Annotated in this window: 22 protein-coding genes and 2 riboswitches; of the genes, 8 read left to right on the forward strand and 14 right to left on the reverse strand. The window is 70.8% G+C overall.

From position 1 onward, the window contains the following. Positions 1-70: 70 nt before the first annotated feature. A complete protein-coding gene (gene bcp, locus ABD331_RS08025) occupies positions 71-544 on the reverse strand; it encodes a thioredoxin-dependent thiol peroxidase (protein WP_344472152.1) in 474 nt (157 codons plus the stop codon). Positions 545-692: 148 nt separating this feature from the next. Here bcp and ABD331_RS08030 point away from each other — a divergent pair, with 148 nt between their 5' ends. After that, the gene (locus ABD331_RS08030; protein ID WP_344472154.1) at positions 693-1,034 is read left to right on the forward strand and encodes a DUF3618 domain-containing protein; all 342 of its coding nucleotides are present in this window, start codon (positions 693-695) and stop codon (positions 1,032-1,034) included. A 27-nt stretch (positions 1,035-1,061) separates the two neighbouring features. Here the strand turns inward: ABD331_RS08030 and ABD331_RS08035 are convergent, their stop codons facing one another. Then, positions 1,062-2,249: an amino acid deaminase/aldolase gene (locus tag ABD331_RS08035; protein ID WP_344472156.1), complete on the reverse strand. Its 1,188-nt coding sequence runs from the start codon at positions 2,247-2,249 to the stop codon at positions 1,062-1,064. Between the two features lie 137 nt (positions 2,250-2,386). Here ABD331_RS08035 and ABD331_RS08040 point away from each other — a divergent pair, with 137 nt between their 5' ends. Both ABD331_RS08040 and ABD331_RS08045 read left to right on the forward strand, forming a co-directional pair. Then, entirely contained in the window at positions 2,387-2,986 is a 600-nt protein-coding gene (locus ABD331_RS08040) for a DUF6286 domain-containing protein (protein WP_344472158.1), read from the forward strand. A 67-nt stretch (positions 2,987-3,053) separates the two neighbouring features. Beyond that, complete coding sequence (locus tag ABD331_RS08045) at positions 3,054-3,548, forward strand: hypothetical protein (RefSeq protein WP_344472160.1); 495 nt, start codon at positions 3,054-3,056, stop codon at positions 3,546-3,548. A gap of 10 nt (positions 3,549-3,558) precedes the next feature. On the opposite strand, the gene ABD331_RS08050 is transcribed toward ABD331_RS08045, so the two are convergent. The 9 genes from ABD331_RS08050 to ABD331_RS08090 all read right to left on the reverse strand — a co-directional run bounded on the left by ABD331_RS08050 (position 3,559) and on the right by ABD331_RS08090 (position 11,310). Continuing rightward, complete coding sequence (locus tag ABD331_RS08050; RefSeq protein WP_344472162.1) at positions 3,559-3,816, reverse strand: Txe/YoeB family addiction module toxin; 258 nt, start codon at positions 3,814-3,816, stop codon at positions 3,559-3,561. Next, a complete protein-coding gene (locus tag ABD331_RS08055; RefSeq protein WP_344472165.1) occupies positions 3,813-3,953 on the reverse strand; it encodes a hypothetical protein in 141 nt (46 codons plus the stop codon). The genes ABD331_RS08050 and ABD331_RS08055 overlap by 4 nt, the downstream gene beginning before the upstream one ends. Then, the gene (locus ABD331_RS08060; protein WP_344472167.1) at positions 3,947-5,323 is read right to left on the reverse strand and encodes an L-serine ammonia-lyase; all 1,377 of its coding nucleotides are present in this window, start codon (positions 5,321-5,323) and stop codon (positions 3,947-3,949) included. The genes ABD331_RS08055 and ABD331_RS08060 overlap by 7 nt, the downstream gene beginning before the upstream one ends. 54 nt (positions 5,324-5,377) lie before the next feature. Continuing rightward, positions 5,378-5,767: a glycine cleavage system protein GcvH gene (gene gcvH, locus ABD331_RS08065; RefSeq protein ID WP_344472169.1), complete on the reverse strand. Its 390-nt coding sequence runs from the start codon at positions 5,765-5,767 to the stop codon at positions 5,378-5,380. Next, a complete protein-coding gene (gene gcvT / locus ABD331_RS08070) occupies positions 5,764-6,849 on the reverse strand; it encodes a glycine cleavage system aminomethyltransferase GcvT (protein ID WP_344472171.1) in 1,086 nt (361 codons plus the stop codon). The genes gcvH and gcvT overlap by 4 nt, the downstream gene beginning before the upstream one ends. 34 nt (positions 6,850-6,883) lie before the next feature. Next, a riboswitch (glycine riboswitch) is annotated at positions 6,884-6,980 on the reverse strand. Continuing rightward, a riboswitch (glycine riboswitch) is annotated at positions 6,981-7,078 on the reverse strand. 52 nt (positions 7,079-7,130) lie between these two features. Beyond that, entirely contained in the window at positions 7,131-7,817 is a 687-nt protein-coding gene (locus ABD331_RS08075) for a gamma-glutamyl-gamma-aminobutyrate hydrolase family protein (protein ID WP_344472173.1), read from the reverse strand. A 2-nt stretch (positions 7,818-7,819) separates the two neighbouring features. Then, on the reverse strand, positions 7,820-8,584 hold the full coding sequence (locus ABD331_RS08080; protein WP_344472175.1) for a 3-oxoacyl-ACP reductase: 765 nt from the start codon (positions 8,582-8,584) through the stop codon (positions 7,820-7,822). Between the two features lie 8 nt (positions 8,585-8,592). Continuing rightward, on the reverse strand, positions 8,593-9,936 hold the full coding sequence (locus tag ABD331_RS08085) for an aldehyde dehydrogenase family protein (RefSeq protein WP_344472176.1): 1,344 nt from the start codon (positions 9,934-9,936) through the stop codon (positions 8,593-8,595). A gap of 3 nt (positions 9,937-9,939) precedes the next feature. Beyond that, on the reverse strand, positions 9,940-11,310 hold the full coding sequence (locus ABD331_RS08090; protein WP_344472178.1) for a glutamine synthetase family protein: 1,371 nt from the start codon (positions 11,308-11,310) through the stop codon (positions 9,940-9,942). A 125-nt stretch (positions 11,311-11,435) separates the two neighbouring features. Here ABD331_RS08090 and ABD331_RS08095 point away from each other — a divergent pair, with 125 nt between their 5' ends. The 4 genes from ABD331_RS08095 to ABD331_RS08110 are packed head-to-tail and all read left to right on the forward strand — an operon-like array spanning position 11,436 to position 13,960. Continuing rightward, positions 11,436-12,140, forward strand: a complete 705-nt coding sequence (locus ABD331_RS08095) for a FadR/GntR family transcriptional regulator (RefSeq protein WP_344472492.1) — start codon at positions 11,436-11,438, stop codon at positions 12,138-12,140. Positions 12,141-12,188: 48 nt separating this feature from the next. Further along, positions 12,189-12,941 (forward strand): hypothetical protein, encoded by a 753-nt coding sequence (locus ABD331_RS08100; protein WP_344472180.1) that lies wholly within the window; start codon positions 12,189-12,191, stop codon positions 12,939-12,941. 3 nt (positions 12,942-12,944) lie between these two features. Next, on the forward strand, positions 12,945-13,268 hold the full coding sequence (locus tag ABD331_RS08105; protein WP_344472182.1) for a hypothetical protein: 324 nt from the start codon (positions 12,945-12,947) through the stop codon (positions 13,266-13,268). Beyond that, a complete protein-coding gene (locus ABD331_RS08110) occupies positions 13,268-13,960 on the forward strand; it encodes a nucleotidyl transferase AbiEii/AbiGii toxin family protein (protein ID WP_344472184.1) in 693 nt (230 codons plus the stop codon). The genes ABD331_RS08105 and ABD331_RS08110 overlap by 1 nt, the downstream gene beginning before the upstream one ends. Here the strand turns inward: ABD331_RS08110 and ABD331_RS08115 are convergent. The 3 genes from ABD331_RS08115 to ABD331_RS08125 all read right to left on the reverse strand — a co-directional run bounded on the left by ABD331_RS08115 (position 13,957) and on the right by ABD331_RS08125 (position 18,170). Continuing rightward, on the reverse strand, positions 13,957-15,402 hold the full coding sequence (locus tag ABD331_RS08115; RefSeq protein ID WP_344472186.1) for a nickel/cobalt transporter: 1,446 nt from the start codon (positions 15,400-15,402) through the stop codon (positions 13,957-13,959). The genes ABD331_RS08110 and ABD331_RS08115 overlap by 4 nt on opposite strands. Further along, the gene (locus ABD331_RS08120; RefSeq protein WP_344472188.1) at positions 15,399-16,598 is read right to left on the reverse strand and encodes a tetratricopeptide repeat protein; all 1,200 of its coding nucleotides are present in this window, start codon (positions 16,596-16,598) and stop codon (positions 15,399-15,401) included. The genes ABD331_RS08115 and ABD331_RS08120 overlap by 4 nt, the downstream gene beginning before the upstream one ends. A 195-nt stretch (positions 16,599-16,793) precedes the next feature. Then, positions 16,794-18,170, reverse strand: a complete 1,377-nt coding sequence (locus ABD331_RS08125; protein WP_344472190.1) for a DUF4331 domain-containing protein — start codon at positions 18,168-18,170, stop codon at positions 16,794-16,796. A gap of 232 nt (positions 18,171-18,402) precedes the next feature. Between ABD331_RS08125 and ABD331_RS08130 the strand changes: the two genes are divergently transcribed. Then, positions 18,403-20,109: an ABC transporter ATP-binding protein gene (locus ABD331_RS08130; RefSeq protein ID WP_344472193.1), complete on the forward strand. Its 1,707-nt coding sequence runs from the start codon at positions 18,403-18,405 to the stop codon at positions 20,107-20,109. Positions 20,110-20,137: the final 28 nt, after the last annotated feature.

The raw sequence follows: 20,137 nt of genomic DNA on the forward strand, positions 1-20,137 counted from the left end.
GCGCTCCACATGCGGGCTGGAGGCGTTTGTGGCGACGAGGGCCCTTCACGGCGGAAGGGCCCGCCGGCTGTCAGGACAGGCCGAGCTTCTTCGTGAGCGAGGCCACGTGGCCCGTCGCCTTCACGTTGTAGAGCGCCTGCTCCACCTTGCCGTCGCCGTCGATGACGAACGTCGAGCGGATGACCCCCACGACCTCCTTGCCGTACAGCTTCTTCGGGCCGTACGCGCCGTACGCCTGGTGCACGGTCAGGTCGGGGTCGGACAGCAGCGGGAAGGTCAGCGCGTCACGCTCGGCGAACTTGGCCAGCTTCTCCGGCTTGTCCTTCGACACGCCGAGGACGACGAAGCCCTCGTCCGTGAGCCTGCCGAGGTTGTCGCGGAAATCACACGCCTGCTTGGTGCAACCGGGAGTCATCGCGGCAGGGTAGAAATAGAGGATCACCCGCTTGCCGCGGTAGGTGTCGAGCGAAACGGTACCGCCGTCGGCTGTGGGTAGCGTGAACTCCGGCGCGGCGTCGCCGGGCGTGAGTCTGGTCTCGGTCAATGGGCCCTCCTGGGTTCTTCCAGCCAACCTACCGGCCCGGCCGTTGTGCCGTACGGCGCGCCGACCTGACAGACTGATCACGACCAGAACGGACGGAGCCCGCTCGGCACGCGGCGCGGGGCACGCGCGTACGGTCGAAAGGAGAGCCATGGCTGACACCGATCCCGACGAGCTGGAGCGGCGGATCGCACGGACGCGCGCGGAGTTGGCGCACACGGTCGACGCCATTGCCGACCGGGTGAGCCCCAAGCGGGTCGCTGAGCGCACGGTGGCCGACGTCAGGAGCAGGGCGGGCCACTTCGTGGCGTCCGTGGGCGACGCGCTGGGGGTGACGCCGCGGCCGGTCGAGTTCGGCGACAATCCTGAGCAGGTGTGGGACGAGGAGCGTCCCGAGGTGGGGCCGCTGCTGATCGGGGTCGGCGCGGTGCTGGTCGTGGGGGCGGCCATCGTGCTGTGGCGCCGCAGCCGCCGCAGGCGCGGCCTGCGCTAGAGGGGTTTTGGCGCCGCAGGCTCTGAGCTAGAGGAACGTCCGGCCCTCGCCCCGGTACGTCGGCACCGACTCCGTCACGGTGTCGCCGTCGATGAGGTGCAGCGCGTCGAAGTGCTCGCACAGCTCGCCCGCCTTGGCGTGCCTGAACCACACCCGGTCGCCGATCCGCAGGTCCTGCGCCGCCTGGCCGAGCAGCGGCGTCTGCACCTCGCCCGCGCCCTCCTCGGGCGCGTACCGCAGGCCCGCGGGCAGGTACGGCTGGGGCGCGCGGGCCGGGCCGACCGGCCCCGAGGCGAGGTAGCCGCCGCCCAGCACGGTCACCGTGCCCGCGGCCGGGCGGCGCACCACCGGCAGCGCGAACAGCGCGGCGGGTCGCCCGGTGAAGCGGCGGTAGAAGTCGAACAGCCGCGGATGGAAGAAGCCTGAGCCAGCCGCCAGCTCCGTCACGGCCTTCTCCCTCGTGGTGAGGTCGACGGAGCCGGTGCCGCCGCCGTTGACGAACTCCAGGTCGGCGAGCTGGCGCACGGCGTTCACGACGCGGCCCCTGCGCACGATGAGCTCCCTGGCGGACAGCGACTGCATGACCCGGATGAGGCGGGCGCGGGCGGCGTTCGAGGGCGGCGCGTCGCCGACGCCGGCGATCTGCGCCTCGTACGCCAGCAGCCCCGCCAGCCGCAGCCCCGGCCGCTTGGCGATGGCGGCGGCCAGCTCGGCGGCCTCGTGCGGCTCCCTGATGGGGGAGCGCAGGGCGCCCGCCCGGCGGCCGAAGGCGACGAAGGCGGCGTCGAGGTCGAGGCAGAGCCGGAGCTCGGCCCGCGGGCGCACCTCCGATACGGCCGCCTCGATGTGATCGAGGTGGGCGGCGGAGTCGACCGTCACGGTGATCTCCGCGGCGGCGCGCGTGTCACCGGCGAGGGCGGCCAGGGCCTGCCGGTCGGCCGTAGGGTAGGCCACCAGGATGTCGGTGAGGCCGTTCCGGGCCAGCCAGAGCGCCTCGGGCAGCGTGTACGCCATGACGCCGCGGAAGCCGCCCATGGCCAGGATGCGCTCCAGCAGGGGGCGGCTGCGGATGGACTTGCTGGCCACCCTGATCGGCTTGCCCGCGGCGCGGCGCACCAGGTCGGCCGCGTTGGCGCGCAGGGCGGCGAGGTCCACGACGGCGAACGGGGGTTCGAGGGCCGCTGTGGCGCGGTCGTAGCGCTGGCGGTCATCCATACCGGCAGCGTAACCGCATAACGGGCAAATGAATATGAGGCTTGTTCGCGTTAGCGGCCGTCCCCGTAATGATCGGGCAAATCGGCGGCGAGGGCGCGGTTCAGGCCATGCGGGGCCCATGTACCTCTGACGTTGTGATGACCACGCTTCAGCAGATACTGCCCGGCGCCGTCGTCGCCCCGCGGGACACCGGGCTGCGCAGGGCGCGCAGGGTACTCAGGCCGGCGCGAGCCGTCCCGGGAGCCCTGGTCGCGCTCACGCTCACCGCCGGACTCGGGGCGACCGCGGCCGAAGTGGTGTCCGCGCTGCTCGGCGCGCCGCTCGGCTGGGTGCCGGTGAACGAGGTGGTCGAGCTCGCGGGCCGCACCACCTGGCCCGACACCGCCACCCCCGCCCTGCTGTCGGCCGCCGCCGGCACCCTGATGCTGCTGCTGGCCGCCGTCCCGGGCCGCTCGGGGCTGGTGCCGGTGGAGACGTCCGACCCGCTGATCGTCATCGGCATCACCCGCTCCGGCCTGCGCCGCACCCTGTGCGCGGCGGCGCGGCAGGTGGCGGGGGTGGACAAGGCCCGCGTACGGCTGCGCCGGCGCACCATCGAGGTCACGGTCACGACCGGGGCGGAGAGCTCCGGCCAGATGCTCAGGCAGGTCGGCACGGCGGTGGGCGACCGGCTGGCGGGCGTGGGCACCCTCGGCACGGGCGAGGTCGTGGTACGGCTGCGCAGGAGGGCCGTGTGATGGCTCGCCGTACGCCTGCGCAGGAGGGCCGTGTGCGGCGGCGTCTACTAGGCAGGAGGGCCGTGTGATGCGTCAGTACCCGGGTAACCGCGTCGGCCTGGCGGTCGTCGGAGCGACGTTGCTGGGCGTGGGCGGATACGCCTGGCTCCGCGGCCACGACCGCTTCTTCGACCTCACGCCCACCGCCAAGGTCCTGCCCGCCCAGGCACACCGGGCGCTGGCCGAGGACCCGTGGCCGCTCTGGTTCCTGGCCCTCGGCCTGCTGCTCCTGGCCCTGGTCTCGCTGCGCTGGCTGCTGGTCGGCCTCGGCTGGGGCCGCCGCGGCACCCACAACGGCACCGGCACGGCCATGCTCTTCGTCGGGCTCAAGGGCGTGGACGGGCTGAGCAGGACGGGCGTGCGGGTCGCGGAGGACGGCCTGCGCATCGGCCTGACCTGCCCGTCGCCGGCGGACGTGGGCGCGGTGGTGAGCAAGCTGGACCAGGACATCGTGGGACGCATCCGGCGCGAGATCCGCGACGACGAGACACCCGCGCTCGTCCGGCTGCACGTGCGGCGGTAGGAGCCAGGTCTTATTCGTAGGGGTAGCGAGCCTGCAGGACGACGATCTCGTCTTCCATGGGCAGGTACACCAGTCGGTGCTCTTCGGTGATGCGCCGCGACCACGCGCCTGCCAGAGCGTACTTCAGCGGCTCGGGCTTGCCGATGCCCTCGAAGGGGTCGCGCAGCGCGTCCTCGACAAGGCGGTTGATCCGCTTGAGGATCTGCCGATCGGCCGTCTGCCAGTGGACGTAGTCGTCCCAGCCCTGCCGCGTGAAGGCGACCTTCACCCGGAGGCCTCGTCGTCCATGAGCTCGTGCCTGTCGTGGCGGCCCGCGAGCGCCTCCTGGAGGGCTTCGTACTCTTCCGCGGCCACCAGGTAGGCGTTCCCGCTCTTGGACACGATCTCCACGGCGGTGATCAGCACTCGATGACGTTGACCGCGAGCCCGCCCCGAGACGTCTCCTTGTACTTGTCGAGCATGTCCCGCCCCGTGTCCCGCATCGTCTTGATGGCCTTGTCCAGCGCCACGTAGTGCTTCCCGTCGCCGCGCAGCGCGATGCGGGCCGCCGTGATGGCCTTGTTGGAGGCCACGGCGTTCCGCTCGATGCACGGGATCTGGACGAGGCCGCCGATCGGGTCGCAGGTCAGCCCGAGGTTGTGCTCGATGCCGATCTCGGCGGCGTTCTCCACCTGCTCGGGCGTCCCCCCGAGCACCTCCGCGAGGGCGGCGGAGGCCATCGAGCAGGCCGAGCCGACCTCGCCCTGGCAGCCGACCTCGGCGCCGGAGATCGAGGCGTTCTCCTTGAACAGCACGCCGATCGCGCCCGCCGTCAGGAGGAAGCGAATGACGCCGTCGTCGTCGGCGTGCGGGACGAAGCGGGTGTAGTAGGTCAGGACGGCCGGGATGATGCCGGCGGCGCCGTTGGTGGGGGCGGTGACGATGCGGCCGCCGGCGGCGTTCTCCTCGTTGACGGCCAGGGCGAACAGCGTGACCCAGTCCATGGCCTGCAACGGGTCCTTCTCCGCCGGCTCCGACTGCAGGCGGCGGTGGAGCTGGTTGGCCCGGCGCTTGACCTTGAGGCCGCCCGGCAGCACGCCCTCCTTGGAGATGCCGCGGCGCACGCACTCGGACATGACCTGCCACAGGTTGAGCAGGCCATCGCGGATCTCCTGCTCGGTGCGGCCGAACGCCTGCTCGTTCTGCAGCATCAGGGCGGAGATCGACAGCCCGGTGTTGGAGCAGTGCTTGAGCAGCTCCTCGCCGGTGGTGAAGGGGTAGGGCAGCACGGTGTCGTCGGGCTTGATGCGGTCGGCGCCGGTGGCCTTCTCGTCCACCACGAAGCCGCCGCCGACCGAGAAGTAGACCTTCTCGCGGAGCTGCTCGCCGGAGGCGTCGCGGGCGGTGAAGCGCATGCCGTTGGGGTGCTCGGGCAGGGAGATCTTGCGTTCGAAGACGAGGTGCTCGCCGATGACGAAGGGGATCTCGCGGGTGCCGTAGAGCTTGACGGTGCCGGACTCGCGCATCTGCGCGACGCGGGCGTCGACGGTGTCCACGTCCACCAGCTCGGGCTTCTCGCCGGACAGGCCGAGCAGGACCGCCTTGTCGCTGCCGTGGCCCTTGCCGGTCAGGCCGAGCGAGCCGTACAGGATGGCCTCCACGCTCGCGACCCGCTCCAGCAGGCCGTCCTCGTGCAGGCCGCGGACGAACTTGTGCGCCGCCGCCATCGGGCCGCCGGTGTGGGAGCTCGACGGGCCGATGCCGATCTTGAAGAGGTCGAAGACGCTGATCGCCATTGATGTGCGCCCTTCATGAGAGGCCGGGGCCCGCGCGGGGCCCCGGCGGTTGGGTCAGGACCCGCCCGAGGTGAGAGCGGTGTACTCCTCAGGCGTGAGCAGGTCCTCGGGGTCGCCTTCGACGCGCACCTTGAACATCCAGCCCTCGCCGTACGGGTCGCTGTTGACGAGGCCAGGGTCGTCCACGACGGACTGGTTCACCTCGGTGATCTCGCCGCCCACCGGGGAGTAGATCTCGTTCACGGACTTGGTCGACTCCACCTCGCCGACGGAGTCGCCCTGCTCGACGCTCGTGCCGACCTCGGGGAGCTGCACGTAGACGACGTCACCAAGGGACTCGGCGGCGAAGGCCGTGACGCCGATCGTCACGGTGGTGCTGTCGTCAAGACCGGCCACCCACTCGTGCTCCTTGGTGTAGCTCAGGTCGTCAGGGATGTTGCTCACTTGTTCCTCCTGTAAAAGGGCAGCTCAACCAGGTCCATAGGTTCATGGCTGCCCCGGATGTCCACAGCCAGGCCTGAATCGGCGCCGGTGTCGACGTAGGCCATCGCGATGGGCTTTCCCAGGGTCTGGGAGGGCGCACCGCTGGTGACCTCGCCGACGACGACGCCGTCCTTGGTGACCGGGTAACCGTGGCGCGGCACCCGGCGGGTCCGCGCGACGAGGCCGACGAGCCTGCGCCGCGGCGGGTCGTCCTTGACCGCCTCGAGCGCCGACCTGCCGACGAAGTCGCCCGGCTTGTCGAATTTCACCACCCTGCCCAGCCCCGCGTCGAACGGGGTGAGCCGCTCGCTCAGCTCGTTGCCGTACAGCGGCATGCCCGCCTCCAGCCTGAGCGTGTCGCGGCTGGACAGGCCCGCGGGCTTGATCCCGTACGGCTCCCCGGCCGCGGTGAGGGCGTGCCAGAGCGGCACGGCGTCCTCGTTCGCCACGAACAGCTCGAACCCGTCCTCGCCGGTGTAGCCGGTACGGGCGATCAGCGCCTGCCGGCCGTCCACCACGCCGGGCAGGCCCGCGTAGTACTTCAGCCCGTCGAGGTCGGCGTCGGTGAGCGTGGCGAGGATCTCCTGCGAGCGCGGGCCCTGCACGGCGATCAGCGCGTACCGCGCGGAGCGGTCGTCCACTTCGGCGTCGTAGGAGGTGGCGCGCTCCCGCAGCTCGGCGGCGACCCGCTCGTAGTTGGAGGCGTTGGCCACGACCATGAACTCCTCGTCGCCGAGCCGGTAGACGATGAGGTCGTCGAGCACCCCGCCGCGCTCGTTCACGATCATGGTGTACCTGGCCCTGCCGGGCGCCAGCGCCGACAGGTGGCCGACCAGCGCGTAGTCGAGCGCCTGGCCCGCCTGCGGACCGGTCAGGAAGATCTCGCCCATGTGCGAGAGGTCGAACAGCCCGGCCGCCTCGCGCACGGCCCGGTGCTCCGCGGACTCGCTGCCGTACCGGAGCGGCATGAGCCACCCGGCGAAGTCGGTGAGGGTGGCGCCGAGGCTCTCGTGAACGTCGCGTAGCGGTGTCGGTCGGGACATTTGTCGCACCTCAGGACAGGAGTGGATGCCAGCATCCTCCCCCTCTGTCATCGATGCCTGAGAGCTTCGCCCGACTTTTGCCGGACTTTCACCTTCGGCGAGGCCGCACGGGCCTGCTTTCCAGAGGACACCTCGTCCGTGCGGTCCTTTGCCTTGAGAGGTTTGCGGGGAGGGCTTGCTCCTTCAGGGGCCCTGACCGGCTGTCAGGGCGCTCTCCCGCACGGTTTCGACGGTGATGTCCGTCAGCCTAGTGCCGTAACAGGGCTGTTGTCGCGTCCGTCTCAGCAGGCTCGCACGAGCGCCTCGAACAACGCGTGGTCCTCGCCCGCCTCCGGATGCCACTGGACGGCCATGGTGAACGTTCCCTGGGCTTCCACGGCCTCGATCGTGCCGTCCTCGGCAGTGGCGGTGACCGTCAGGCCCGGGGCGAGCCGGTTCACGGACTGGTGGTGGTAGTGCGGGACCGGTACCGGCTCCTCGCCCAGCACCTTGGCCAGGCCGGTGCCGGGGACGGGGGTGACCGGCAGATGCCCGAAGACGCCGGGCCCAGGGCAGTGGTCCGTGTGGCCGACCACGTCGGGCAGGTGCTGGTGCAGGGTGCCGCCCAGGGCCACGTTGAGCACCTGGAGGCCGCGGCAGACGCCCAGGAAGGGCAGGTCGCTGTCCAGGGCGGCGGCCAGCAGGCCGAACTCCGCCTCGTCCCGAAATTTCCTGACGTAGCCGCTGCGCTCGTGCGGCTCCGCGCCGTACCTGGCCGGGTCGATGTCGCCGCCGCCCGCCAGGATCAGGCCGTCCAGGCGGCCGGCCAGCCCGGCGGGCGCACCCGCCGGGGGCAGCAGGACCGGTTGGCCGCCCGCGCGCACGACCTGCTCCACGTACGTGTACGGCAGCAGCGCCGCGCGGGTGTCCTGCCAGACCGTGAACGAGGCGGTCTCGGCGTAGCAGGTGATGCCGATGACGGGTCCCATGGCTACAGCGGCGTGACGTAGGCGCTGGAGATGCCGCCGTCCACCAGGAACTCGGCGCCCGTGATGAACGAGGCGTCGTCGCTGGCCAGGAACGCCACCGCGGCCGCGATCTCCGACGCCTCGGCGAAGCGGCCCACGGGCACGTGCACCAGCCGCCGCTGCGCCCGTTCCGGGTCCTTGGCGAACAGCTCCCGCAGCAGCGGCGTGTTGACGGGCCCCGGGCACAGCGCGTTGACCCTGATGCCCTCCCTGGCGAACTGCACGCCCAGCTCCCGCGTCATCGCCAGCACCCCGCCCTTGGAGGCGGTGTAGGAGATCTGCGAGGTCGCCGAGCCGAGCACGGCGACGAACGAGGCGGTGTTGACGATCGAGCCCTTGCCCTGGCGGCGCATGTACGGGATGACGTGCTTGCAGCACAGGTAGACGCTGGTCAGGTTCACCTCCTGGACGCGGCGCCAGGCGTCGAGGCCCGTCTCCAGGATCGAGTCGTCGTCGGGCGGCGAGATGCCCGCGTTGTTGAAGGCGATGTCCACACTGCCGTACGTGTCGTACGCCGTCCGGAACATCCGGACGACGTCGTCCTCGCTCGTCACGTCTACTTTGGTGAACAGGCCGCCCACCTCGGCGGCGGCCTTGACGCCCGACTCCTCGTCGATGTCCGCGCAGACCACCTTGGCGCCTTCGTCGGCGAACCGGCGGGCCGTGGCCAGCCCGATCCCGCTGCCCGCGCCGGTGATGACCGCCACCCGATCCTGCAACCGCTGCATGTGTGCACTCACTCCGTCGAAATGAAGACGTTCTTGGTCTCGGTGAACGCCGCCAGCGCGTCAGGGCCGAGCTCCCTGCCGAGGCCGGACTGCTTGAAGCCGCCGAACGGGGTCCAGTAGCGGACCGAGGAGTGGGAGTTCACCGACAGGGCGCCCGCCTCGACGGCTCTGGCCACGCGCAGCGCCCGCCCGACGTCGCGGGTCCAGATGGAGCCGCTCAGGCCGTAGGGGGTGTCGTTGGCGATCCGTACGGCCTGCGCCTCGTCCTCGAACCTGGCCACCGACACCACGGGGCCGAAGATCTCCTCGGTGAACGCCCGGTCGGTGACCTCGGGGGTCAGGACGGTCGGCGGGAACCAGTAGCCCTTGCCCTGGGGACAGGACGCCTGGAGGTAGGGGGTGCCCTCGACGAAGCCGCGGACGCGTTCCAGGTGCTCGGCGCTGATCAGGGGGCCCATCTCGGTGGCCTCGTCGAGGGGGTCGCCGACCACGACGCCGCGCACGGCCTCGGACAGGTGCTCCATGAACGCGTCGTACACACTCGCCTGGACGAGGATCCTGGAGCGGGCGCAGCAGTCCTGCCCGGCGTTGTCGAACACCGCATAAGGCGCGGTTTTTGCCGCTTTTTCGAGATCCGCGTCGGCGAAAACGATGTTTGCGGACTTGCCGCCCAGTTCCAGCGTGAGCCGCTTGACCTGCCGCCCCGCCTTGGCGGCGATCTCCTTGCCCACCTCGGTCGAGCCGGTGAACACGATCTTGGCCACGCCGGGATGCTCCACCAGGCGGGCTCCCGCGACCTCCCCTGCCCCAGGCAGAACCTGGAGCACCCCCTCGGGGAGGCCCGCCGCCAGGGCCAGCTCGGCCAGCCTCAGCGCGGTCAGCGGAGTCCACTCGGCGGGCTTCACGATCACCGTGTTGCCCGCCGCCAGAGCGGGGGCGGCGCCCCACATCATGATCACCATGGGGAAGTTCCACGGCACGATGATCCCGACGACGCCCAGCGGCTCCTGGAACGTCAGGTCCACGCCGCCGGGCACCGGGATCTGCTTGCCGTGGTTGCGCTCGGGGGCGCCGGCGTAGAAGTGCAGCACGTCACGGACGTTGCCGGCCTCCCAGCGGGCGTTGCCGATCGTGTGGCCGGCGTTGGCCAGCTCCAGCCGGGCCAGCTCCTCGCCGTGCTCGTCCACCAGGTCGGCGAACCCGCGCAGCAGCCGCGCCCGGTCGCCCGGCGACACCTCGCGCCAGGCCGCCTGCGCCTTCCTGGCACGCTCCACGGCCCGGTCCACCTCGGCCGCGTCGGCGAGCTCGACGTCGGCGACGACTTCCTCCGTCGCCGGATTGACGATCTTCATACGTCACATCCGCTCGAAGCCACGGAACAGCTCCCAATCCGTCACCGCCGCGTCGAACGCGGCCAGCTCCACCCGCGCGTTGTTCGCGTAGTGCTCCACCACGTCGTCGCCGAACCTCTCGCGCGCCAGCTTCGACGCCTCGAACAGCGCCAGCGCGTCCCGCAGCGTGTGCGGCACCGTCTCGGCGCCGGAGTCGTAGGCGTTGCCGGTGTACGGGTCCTCCAGCGGCAGCTCCGCGTCGATGCCGTGCAGCCCGGCCGCGACCAGCGCCGCCACCGCCAGGTACGGGTTCACGTCGCCGCCCGGCACCCGGTTCTCCACCCGCAGCGAGGGGCCGTGGCCGACCAGCCGCAGCGAGCAGGTGCGGTTGTCGACGCCCCACTTCACGGCCGTCGGGGCGAAGCTGCCCGGCACGTACCGTTTGTAGGAGTTGACGTTGGGCGCGTACATGAGGGTCAGCTCCCGCATGCAGGCGAGCTGGCCCGCCACGAAGCGCGCCCCGAGCGGCGAGAGCCCGAACGGCCCCTCTCCCGCCATCACCGGGTCGCCGTCGAGGCTGCGCAGCGAGATGTGGATGTGGCAGGAGTTGCCCTCGCGCTGGTTCGGCTTGGCCATGAACGTGATCGACCGGCCCTCCTGGGCGGCGATCTCCTTGGCGCCGGTCTTGTAGATGACGTGGTTGTCGCAGGTGCGCAGCGCCTCGTCGTAGCGGAAGGCGATCTCGTGCTGGCCCAGGTTGCACTCGCCCTTGGCCGACTCGACGTACAGGCCCGCGCCCTCCATCTCGCGCCTGATGCGCCGCAGCAGCGGCTCGATGCGGGCCGTGCCCAGCAGCGAGTAGTCCACGTTGTACAGGTTCGCGGGGGACAGGTCGCGGTACGCGCGCCGCCACGCGTCCTCGTAGCTGTCGTCGTAGACCACGAACTCCAGCTCCGTGCCGACGTAGGCGGCCAGCCCGCGGTCGGCGAGGCGGGCGAGCTGCCTGCGCAGGACCTGGCGCGGGGAGGCGGTCACGTCGCCGCCGTCCTCCCAGGCCAGATCGGCCATCAGCATCGCCGTCCCCTCGTGCCACGGGACCCGGCGCAGCGTGCCGAGGTCCGGTTTCATCACGAAGTCGCCGTACCCGCGATCCCAGGACGACATGGCGTAGCCGGGGACGGTGTTCATGTCCACGTCCACCGCCAGCAGGTAGTTGCAGCCCTCGGAGCCGTGATGCAGCACCTCTTCGAGAAAGTAGCGCGCCGACAGCCTCTTGCCCTGCAACCGGCCCTGCATGTCGGCGATCGCGAGCAACACGGTGTCGATCCGGCCTGAGGCCACCTCGTCGCGCAGCTCGGCGACGGTCAGGAACCCGGTGCTCGCTCGGTCGCTCACGCTCATGCGGCTCCGATCTGGCCTGAGGCGCTTTCCCGTTGATTGGGCTAGTCTCAGACCATTGATCAGTATGGCGGGATCGCTTGTCAAGACCTGAGGACACGTTGGACGAGTCGGCGCGTTTGATGACGGTGCTGCGCCCTGTCAGGGCGGGCAACGCCTTCGAGGAGACCGTGGAACGGCTGCTCCAGGCGATCAAGCTGGGCGTCGTCCCGCCCGGACACAAACTGCCGCCCGAGCGCGAGCTGGCCGTCCAGCTCGGCATCAGCCGGGTCACGCTGCGCGAGGCCATCCGGGCGCTGTCGGACGCCGGCTACCTCGACGTGCGGCGCGGCCGGTACGGCGGAGCGTTCGTCACCTACGTGCCGCCCGCCCCGGATGCCGGCGACCTGCGCCAGGCCGTCAACAAGATGGGCATGGCCGAGCTGTCCGACGCGCTCACCTTCCGGCTCGCCGTGGAGTGCGGCGCCGCCCAGGTGCTGGCCGCCGCCGAACTCGCCGACGACAAGCGCGCCACGCTCACCCGCAGACTCGCCGAGCTGAACGAGGCGGGCCTGGAGGACTACCGCCGCCTCGACACGGCCTTCCACCTGTCCATCGCCGAGCTCACCGGCTCCACCCTGCTCGCCACCACCTGCGCCGACGCCCGCTCCCGCGTCAGCGACCTGCTCAACGCCATCCCGATGCTCCAGGTCAACCTCGACCACGCCGCCGTGCAGCACCAGGCCATCGTGGACGCCATCCTCGCCGGGAACCCCGACGCGGCCCGCCAGGCGGTGGTGGAACACCTGGAGGGCACAGCCGCACTGTTAAGGGCCTTCCTGTCCTAGTACGGCCGGGAACATCCGCGCGGCTCGTACCATCGAAACCAGGGTCATATGGGCAACTGGTTTCAGCAAAGCATCGTCTCCACGGGACGGCTCCCGCTGTTCTGCTACTTCGTCATGCTCATCGCCGCCTTCATCGCCACCCGCATCAACGTCCGCCTCATCAGGGCGAAGGTCGGCTGGTTCCGCAACGTCAACGTGGGCGAGATGCACATCCACCACGTGGTGTTCGGCGTGGTGCTGATGCTGGTCGGCGGCGTCACGCTCATCGTCTCGCCCGGCTCCCAGGCCGGCACCGCCGTCGCCGCCTCCGTCTTCGGCGTCGGCTCCGCCCTGGTGCTCGACGAGTTCGCCCTCATCCTGCACCTGCACGACGTGTACTGGGAGGAGGAAGGCCGCACCTCGGTGGACGCGGTCTTCATCGCGGTCGCCGTGACCGGCCTGCTCCTCATCGGATTACGGCCACTCACCTGGGACTACGGCACCCCCGTCAACCCCGCCGCGCTGATCGTCGCCAACCTGGCGCTGGCCGTCGTCACCCTGCTCAAGGGGAAGATCTGGACGGGGATGGCCGGGCTGTTCGTGCCGCCGATGCTGCTGGTGGGGGCGATCCGGCTGGCCCGGCCTGGGTCGCCGTGGGCGCACTGGTTCTTCGCCAGGCGGTCGCCCAGGAAGATGGCCAGGGCGATTCATCGGGAGGAGCGGTGGCGGAGGCCGGTGATCAAGGGGAAGATCGCGTTTCAGGAGTTTCTGTCCGGGCGGCATGATCTGCCTTCCACTCGGCGCGGTCGTCGGCATACTTGAGGCATGGCACTTCCTGACCTGTACGCGGGGCTGGACGAGAAGATCCCAGACTCGCTGGCCGACCTCCACGGGCCGGCCGAGGGGGTCGTCCCCCTGCCGCCGCATCTGGTGTGGTCGGGGCTGACCGAGTTCGACCTGGCCAAGCCGATGATCCGCATGTCCATGTACCGCATCGTGATCACCACGGGGCGCAAGGCCGACTACGAGGCCTACCTGAACGCGGATCTCCTGGTGCACGACTGGCCGCAACTGCGCAGAGGGCTCGGGCCCGGCTACCGGCGCGCCCTGGAGAAGAAGCTCCCGCTGCGGCGGGAGACCGTGGGCTGATGTACTTCCCGCCCTTCCAGGAGCGGCTGCTGCGAGCCGTGTCCCCTGTCTGCGAGCGTTACGGCCTGGTGCTCGCCGGCGGGTACGCCATCAAGGCGCACGGCTTCACCGACCGGCCCAGCAAGGATCTCGACTTCGCCACCGCCGAGGAATTACCGCTGGCCCAGGTGGCGGCCGGCGTCATTGGAGCGTTCCAGGAAGCCGGGCTCAGCGTCACGATCATCGACGTGACCCCCCGGTCGGGCCGGTTGATGGTCGAGGACCCGCAGACCGGCGAGCAGTGCGAGTTCGACCTCCTGCGCGAGGCGTTCCAGCAGCGCCCCGCCACCTGCGGCACGTTGCGGGTGCTCAGCGTGGAGGACGCGGTCGGGCTCAAGATGCGCGCCCTGCACGAGCGCAGCTACGCGCGCGACATCATCGACGTCGCCGCAGTCGGGCACCTCTACACCTTCCGGGCGCTCGAAGGCCTGGCCAAGCCGCACAACGACTACTTCTCGATCTACGAGCTGGCGACCAGGCTGAGTTTCGTCGACTCCATCAGCGACGAGGAGTTCGAGTCCTACGGGCTCGACGAGGCGCAGATCAAGGCGGTGCGGCGGTTCGCGCAGGCCTGGCTGCAGGACATCCAGCTGCGGCGGGCCGACGACGGTGATGCCGACTACGACCACGACGACGTACCGGAGATCGACTAGAGAGCCGCCACCGACCGCAACGCCAGCCCCGCCCCCAGCACGACCACCATGGCGGCCGTCCCCAGCGGCGCCAGCCCCGACAGCCGGGCAGCCAGCCGCCGCCCGGCCGAGGCGCGCCGCTCCAGCCGGTCCACCAGCTTGACCAGGAGCAGCCCCGTGACGGTGAGCGTGGCGGCCATGCCGACGCCGTAGGCGGTCACCAGCGCCACCCCGAACCAGGTCCGGCCGAGCGCGATGGCCCCCAGCAGCACGATGAGCGCCGAGGGGCTGGGCACGAGACCGCCCGCCACCCCGAGGCCGATGAGTCCCGCCCGCTTCGGAGGGTCCCCATGCCCATGACCGTGGCCGTGCCCATGCCCGTGTCCATGGCCGTGCCCGTGACCGTGTCCGTGTGAGGACGAGCGGCGGGTGCTGAGCAGGAGGCGCAGGCCGATGACGGCGATCAGCACGCCGCTGGCCACCCCCAGCCAGGCCAGCACCGACTCCCCGGCCAGCGCCGTGAACGCCGTCAGCAGCAGCCCCACCACCAGCACCCCGGCCGTGTGCGTGGCCGTGACCGTCGCCCCCACCACCAGCGCGTCACGCGGCCGGCCGCGCCGCCCGGCCAGGTACGCCGCCATGATGGTCTTGCCGTGCCCGGGGATCAGCGCGTGCCCGGCCCCCAGCACCACGGCCAGCCCCACCGCGAGCAGCCCGAGGGGGAGCGTCAGCGAGTCGGAGCCGATCAGCCCGGTGAAGGTGCGGTCGAGCGCCGCCAGGGCCTCGCCGATCGGGCCGCCGATCTCGATGCCGAGGCCGCTTCCGCCGGAGGGCGCGCCGCCTGAAGGAGATCCGGCGGGCACGCCGAGGGCGGGGCCCGCGGCCGTGAAGGTGGCTTCGCGCTGGTCGAGCGGGTTCGACAGCAGGTCCTCCGGGTAGGCCCGCAGCTCCTGGCTGACGCTGGTCTCGGGCACGGAGGAGCCGGTGAGGAGCACGCCGTCCCCGACGGCGGTGATCTCGCGCCAGCCGATCCTGTCCTGCTCGAAGTCGTCGGTGAACTTCACGGCCCCCGAGGCGTGGACTTCGGCCACGAGCCGGCAGGACAGGCGGCTGGTCTCCAGGCCCCCTTCTCCGGGGGCGTAGGCGAAGGCGGAGCCGGTCACCTGGAACGGCACCACCTGGCCGGCCACCTCCAGCCGCTGGGCGCCGGCCAGGGCGGTGCAGCGGCGGGCCGCGTAGGTGGCGTCGACGTCGGGCCTGGCCTGGAGGGTCGGCAGCTCGGCCAGGTCCACGACGGCGTCGTTGCTGATCTGGGCGGGGGAGACCCGCAGGCCGTTGTAGTGGTTGACGGTGAAGCGGCCGAGGGGATGCGAAGCCGTCCGGGCTTCGGCGGTGCCTGTGAGCAGGACGGCCGTGGACAGCGTGAGGAGCAGGGCCGCCAGGGCGAGCCGGAGGGCTCTCATGAGAACCTCGCCAGTGCGGACAGCGTCGGGTCGAAGCCGGGGTCCACCCGCGCGGAGCGGCCGAGTGCCTGCTCGATTTTGGCGCGGTGGTAGGTGATCAGCGGGTTCTGCCAGCCGGTCGCGGTGGCCTCCTCGGCGTAGCGGAGCGCCTCGGCGGGCTTGCCCGACTTGAACAGCGCCCAGGCCAGGGCGTCGGCGGCGACGAGGTTCGGGTTGCGGGCGTACTCGGCCCTGGCGTGCTTCACGGCCTGCCCGGCGTCGCCGTGGTCGGCGAGGAACTCGGCCCACGTCAGGTCGTCGCGCACGCCCGCGGCCTGGAAGAGCTTGCGCTGGGCGTCGAGCAGCGTCCAGTCGGCCCGCTGCCCCGCCTTGATCCTGGTCTCGCCCTGCTCGATGAGGTACTGGGGCAGGGGGAGCCGGTTGATCACGGTGTCGTAGAGGTCGAGCGCCTCGGTGAGGCGGCCGTCGAGGGCGGCGGCCCTGGCCTGGCCGGCGAGGGCGGGCGTGTAGGCGGGGTAGGCCTGCAGGGCCTTGGCGTACCAGCCGGTGGCCGTCTTCAGGTCGCCGGCGTGCAGGGCCAGCTCGCCCAGGTAGTAGCGGCTGTAGGCGAGGTCGGCGGGCGAGAAGGCGTCGGCGTGGGCGTACTCCAGGTACTCGCGTGCCGCGTCGCGGTCGCCGCGCAGCTCCGCCGCGTACGAGGCGCGGGCGAAGGCGGCCACCCCGGGGCGCAGGCCGAGCATCTTGTCCACGGCCTGCTGGGCGCCCTTGAGGTCCCCGAGCTGGGTTCTGGCGTCGGCCAGCACGCCGTAGGCGGGGGCGCCGTAGGGGTTGGCGTCGATGGCGCTCTCGGCCAGCCGTACGGCGTCCTTGAACTCGTGGCGTCCGGCGGCCAGCGCGGCCTGCCCGGTCAGGACCGTGTCGTCGCGGCCGTTCAGCTTGGCGGCCGTGGCGAGCGCGCCTTCCGCCTTGGTGTAGAAGGCCGGGTCGCCGGTGACCCTGGCCTGGTCGACGTACTGGAGCCCGAGCTCGGCCCAGCCGCGGTAGTCGCCGGGCAGGCGCTTGAGCCGCTCCTGCAGCGTCTCCCTGCGCGGCTGGTCGGCCGCTTGCTGGGTGGCGGGGGAGGAGGAGAAGGAGATGACCGTGAAGATCATCGCCCCGATGAGGGCGATGCCGGCGAAGATCGCGAACGCGCGCATGGGCCTTGAGCTCCAGAGCTGGATGTGGGACCGGCCGGCCGTGAGAGGGACCACAGCCGGCTGATGCGGGCCGGCCGGCCGTGACGGGGAACACGGCCGGCCGGCCCTTTCTGTGGCGGCAGACGATGGGAGACGGGTTGCCTGCCGCCGGGGAAGGACCGGCCGGGTTGGAGAGGGAACCGGCCGGTCAAGTGGTCATCGCTGGTTCACTGCCACGTTGCTGGGCAGCGGGATGTACGGGAACGTCTTGTCGAAGGGCTTGTCGTTCGCGTCCACCTTGTCCGTCAGGCCGGGGATGAGCTTGCCGCTCTGCGCGGCGCCGGCGACGGCCTGCAGCTCGATGTCCACGACGTCGTCGGCGAGCCGGCGGCCGTTCGGGAAGCCCTGCAGGTCACCGCCGAGGACGCCGAGCCTGTTCGGGTCCTTGGTGACGGGGATCGACATGTTGAGCCTGAGCTGCTCGGAGCCGCGCTGCTTGCCGGCGTCCTTGTTGAGCGACTGGGCGTTGAGGTCGGCCTTGATGGGGCCGTTGTTCTTGGCGATGCCGCTCAGGAAGATCTGCACCAGGTCGTTGCGCGGGGTCGCGGGCGCCTTGATGCCGTAGATGGACTCCAGGAGCCTGGCGACCTCGGGGTTGGTGACCCGGTCGACGAGCGCCTTGACGTCGGCGTCCTTGGACGGGTCGAGCGCGTTGAAGGCGTCCTTCATGCCGGCGGCGGCCACCAGCTCGTTCACCAGCGGGTTGCACAGGCGGGAGACCTGCACGAACGAGCTGCCGTTGAACTTGTCGGTGGTGGAGCAGACGCCGATCACCGGGTTGCGCTTCGGGTCGCCCTTGAGCGCCAGGTCGGCCTGGGGGACCTGGAGTGCCACGGTGTTGACGTTGTAGCCCTTGAGGGTGTCCTGGCCGACGAGGGACAGGTCGCCGCCGTAGAGCAGGTCGAACACGCGCAGGTCCAGGAAGAAGGCCTCGTCCGACTGTCCGGAGTAGGTCTTGCCTCCGCCGGGCAGGCTCTTGATCGCCTGGTTGCGCAGGGTCGCGTAGTTGGGCATCGAGGCGGCGCCGACGTTGCTGGGGGCGACGATGCCGTCGCTGACCAGGGTCTTGGAGCCGCCGGGAGTGATCCGCTTGAGCGTGTAGCGCTGGCGGAACAGCAGGTTCTTGTCGTCCAGCGAGGTGACGGGACCGTTGTTGTAGAGGAACGTGTCGTTGCCGCGCTTGTCCTCGTTGCGGAACGTCCACTCGTACGTGATGTCGGTCTTGCTGTCGCCGTCGTTGTCGATCTTTATGTTGTGCCGCGACTTGGTGGCGAACGGGTAGAAGTTCGGGCCGCCGTTGGGCTCCTCGAACGGGATCCAGTTCGAGATCAGGGTCACGGAGTCGGGCTTGTCAGGGCTGACGAACGCGTACACGTCGGTGTTGTCGTGCTGCGGGTCGTTCGAGATCGCTGGGGCCTCGCGGTGGGAGGAAGCGGTGCCGGAGTCAGTGCGGAACGCAGCCATCGACGAGGCGGCGACCGCTACGGCGAGACCTATCCCGACTAGAGCGCGCCGGTGGATCCGGAGCTCCATGTTCGGTCCTTTCAGAAGGGCTGATCGTGACGTTCGAGGTTCCGGCCGGGTTCCTCGACGCCCTATTCGTCCGTGGGCCGCCGCCGGATGTCGGTCTCCTCCTTGAGAATGAGGGTCAACCAAAGTTGACATACTTAGGTCGTCAATTTAGGTTGACGTGGTATCGGGGGTGCCGATCGCGGCGCTTCATTCGTTGTCGGGAAAGTTGAGAAATATCGTGAGAGGAGATGCGGTGGTCAAGGGGTTGCTCGCCTACGTCCGCCCGCACCGCAGAGTGCTCGTCCTGGGCGGGTTACTGAGCCTGATCGGCTCAGCCGCGGGCCTGTCGATGCCGTTGCTGGCCAAGTACGTGGTGGACGCCTTCGGCCAGGGCCTGTCGATGGCCGGTCCGCTGGTCTGGCTGACCGTGGCGGTGCTGGTCGGCGCGGTCGTCTCGGCCGGGGGAAGCTACCTGATGGAGCGGACGGGCGAGGGCATCGTGCTCGGCGCCCGGCGCAGGCTCGTGGACCGGATGCTGCGGCTCAAGGTCGCCGACGTGGACCGGCTCAAGCCCGGCGACCTGTTGTCGCGGGTCACCGGTGACACCACGTTGCTGCGCGCGGTGCTGACCAACGGCATCGTGGAGTCCGTCAGCGCGGCCTTCATGCTGGTCGGCGCGATCGTCATGATGGCGGCCATGGACGGCGTGCTGCTGCTGGTCACGCTGCTGATCGTGGTGGTCGTCGGCGGGATGGTGGCGCTCATCATGCCGAAGATCCAGCGGGCGCAGTCGCACGCCCAGGAGGCCGTGGGCGAGATGGGCGCCGTGCTGGACCGGGCGCTGCAGGCGTACAGGACCGTGAAGGCCAGCGGCGCGGAGGAGCGGGAGATCGGCGTGGTCGGCGAGGCCGCGACGCGGGCCCGCGACCGGGGGCTGCAGGTCGCCGGCTGGACGTCGCTCGCGGGGGTGGCGACGTGGATGGCGGTGCAGATCTCGTTCCTGGCGGTGCTGGCGGTGGGCGGCGCGCGGGTCGCCTCGGGCACGCTGGACGTGTCGTCGCTGATCGCGTTCCTGCTCTACCTGTTCTACCTGGTGCCGCCGATCGGGCAGCTCGTGCAGGGCGGCGTGCAGTTGCAGCAGGGACTGGCGGCGATGGCGCGGATCAAGCAGATCGAGGAGCTGCCGGCCGAGCCGGTGAGCGTCGCCGCGCCGGCGGCCGGGCGACCGGTCGGGGTGCGCTTCGAGGACGTCGTCTTCCGCTACGGCGACGACCGCCCTGTCGTGCACGACGGCGTCAGCTTCGAGGTGCCGCCTGGCGGCATGACCGCGCTGGTCGGGCCGTCGGGGGCGGGCAAGTCCACGGTGTTCGCGCTGCTCGAACGCTTCTACGAGCACCAGGGCGGCACGATCCTCGTGGACGGCAGGGACATCCGCGAGTGGCCGCTGGGCGAGCTGCGCGCCGCGTTCGGCTACGTCGAGCAGGACGCGCCCGTGCTGGCCGGGACGCTGCGCGAGAACCTGCTGTTCGCCGCCCGCGACGCCACGGAGGAGGAGCTCCGCGCGGCGATCACGCGCACCCGGCTCGACGACCTGGTGGAAAGGCTGCCCGAGGGGCTGGAGACGCCGGTCGGGCACCGCGGCGTGCTGCTGTCGGGCGGCGAGCGGCAGCGCGTGGCGATCGCCAGGGCGCTGCTGCGCAAGCCCAGGCTGCTGCTGCTCGACGAGGCCACCTCGCAGCTCGACGCGGTCAACGAGCTGCGGCTGCGCGAGGTCGTCGCCGAGGTCGCGCGGGAGACGACGGTGCTGGTCATCGCGCACCGGCTGTCCACGGTGACGGGCGCGGACCGGATCGTGGTCATGGAAGGCGGCGGCGTGCGGGCCGTGGGCACGCACGAGGAACTGGTGGGCGAGGACGAGCTGTACAGGGAACTGGCGGCCACCCAGTTCCTGGTCAGTTGAGGACTTCCCGCAACAGCCCGGTCTTCCA

The organism is Nonomuraea monospora, assembly GCF_039531895.1.
Taxonomy (GTDB): domain Bacteria; phylum Actinomycetota; class Actinomycetes; order Streptosporangiales; family Streptosporangiaceae; genus Nonomuraea; species Nonomuraea monospora.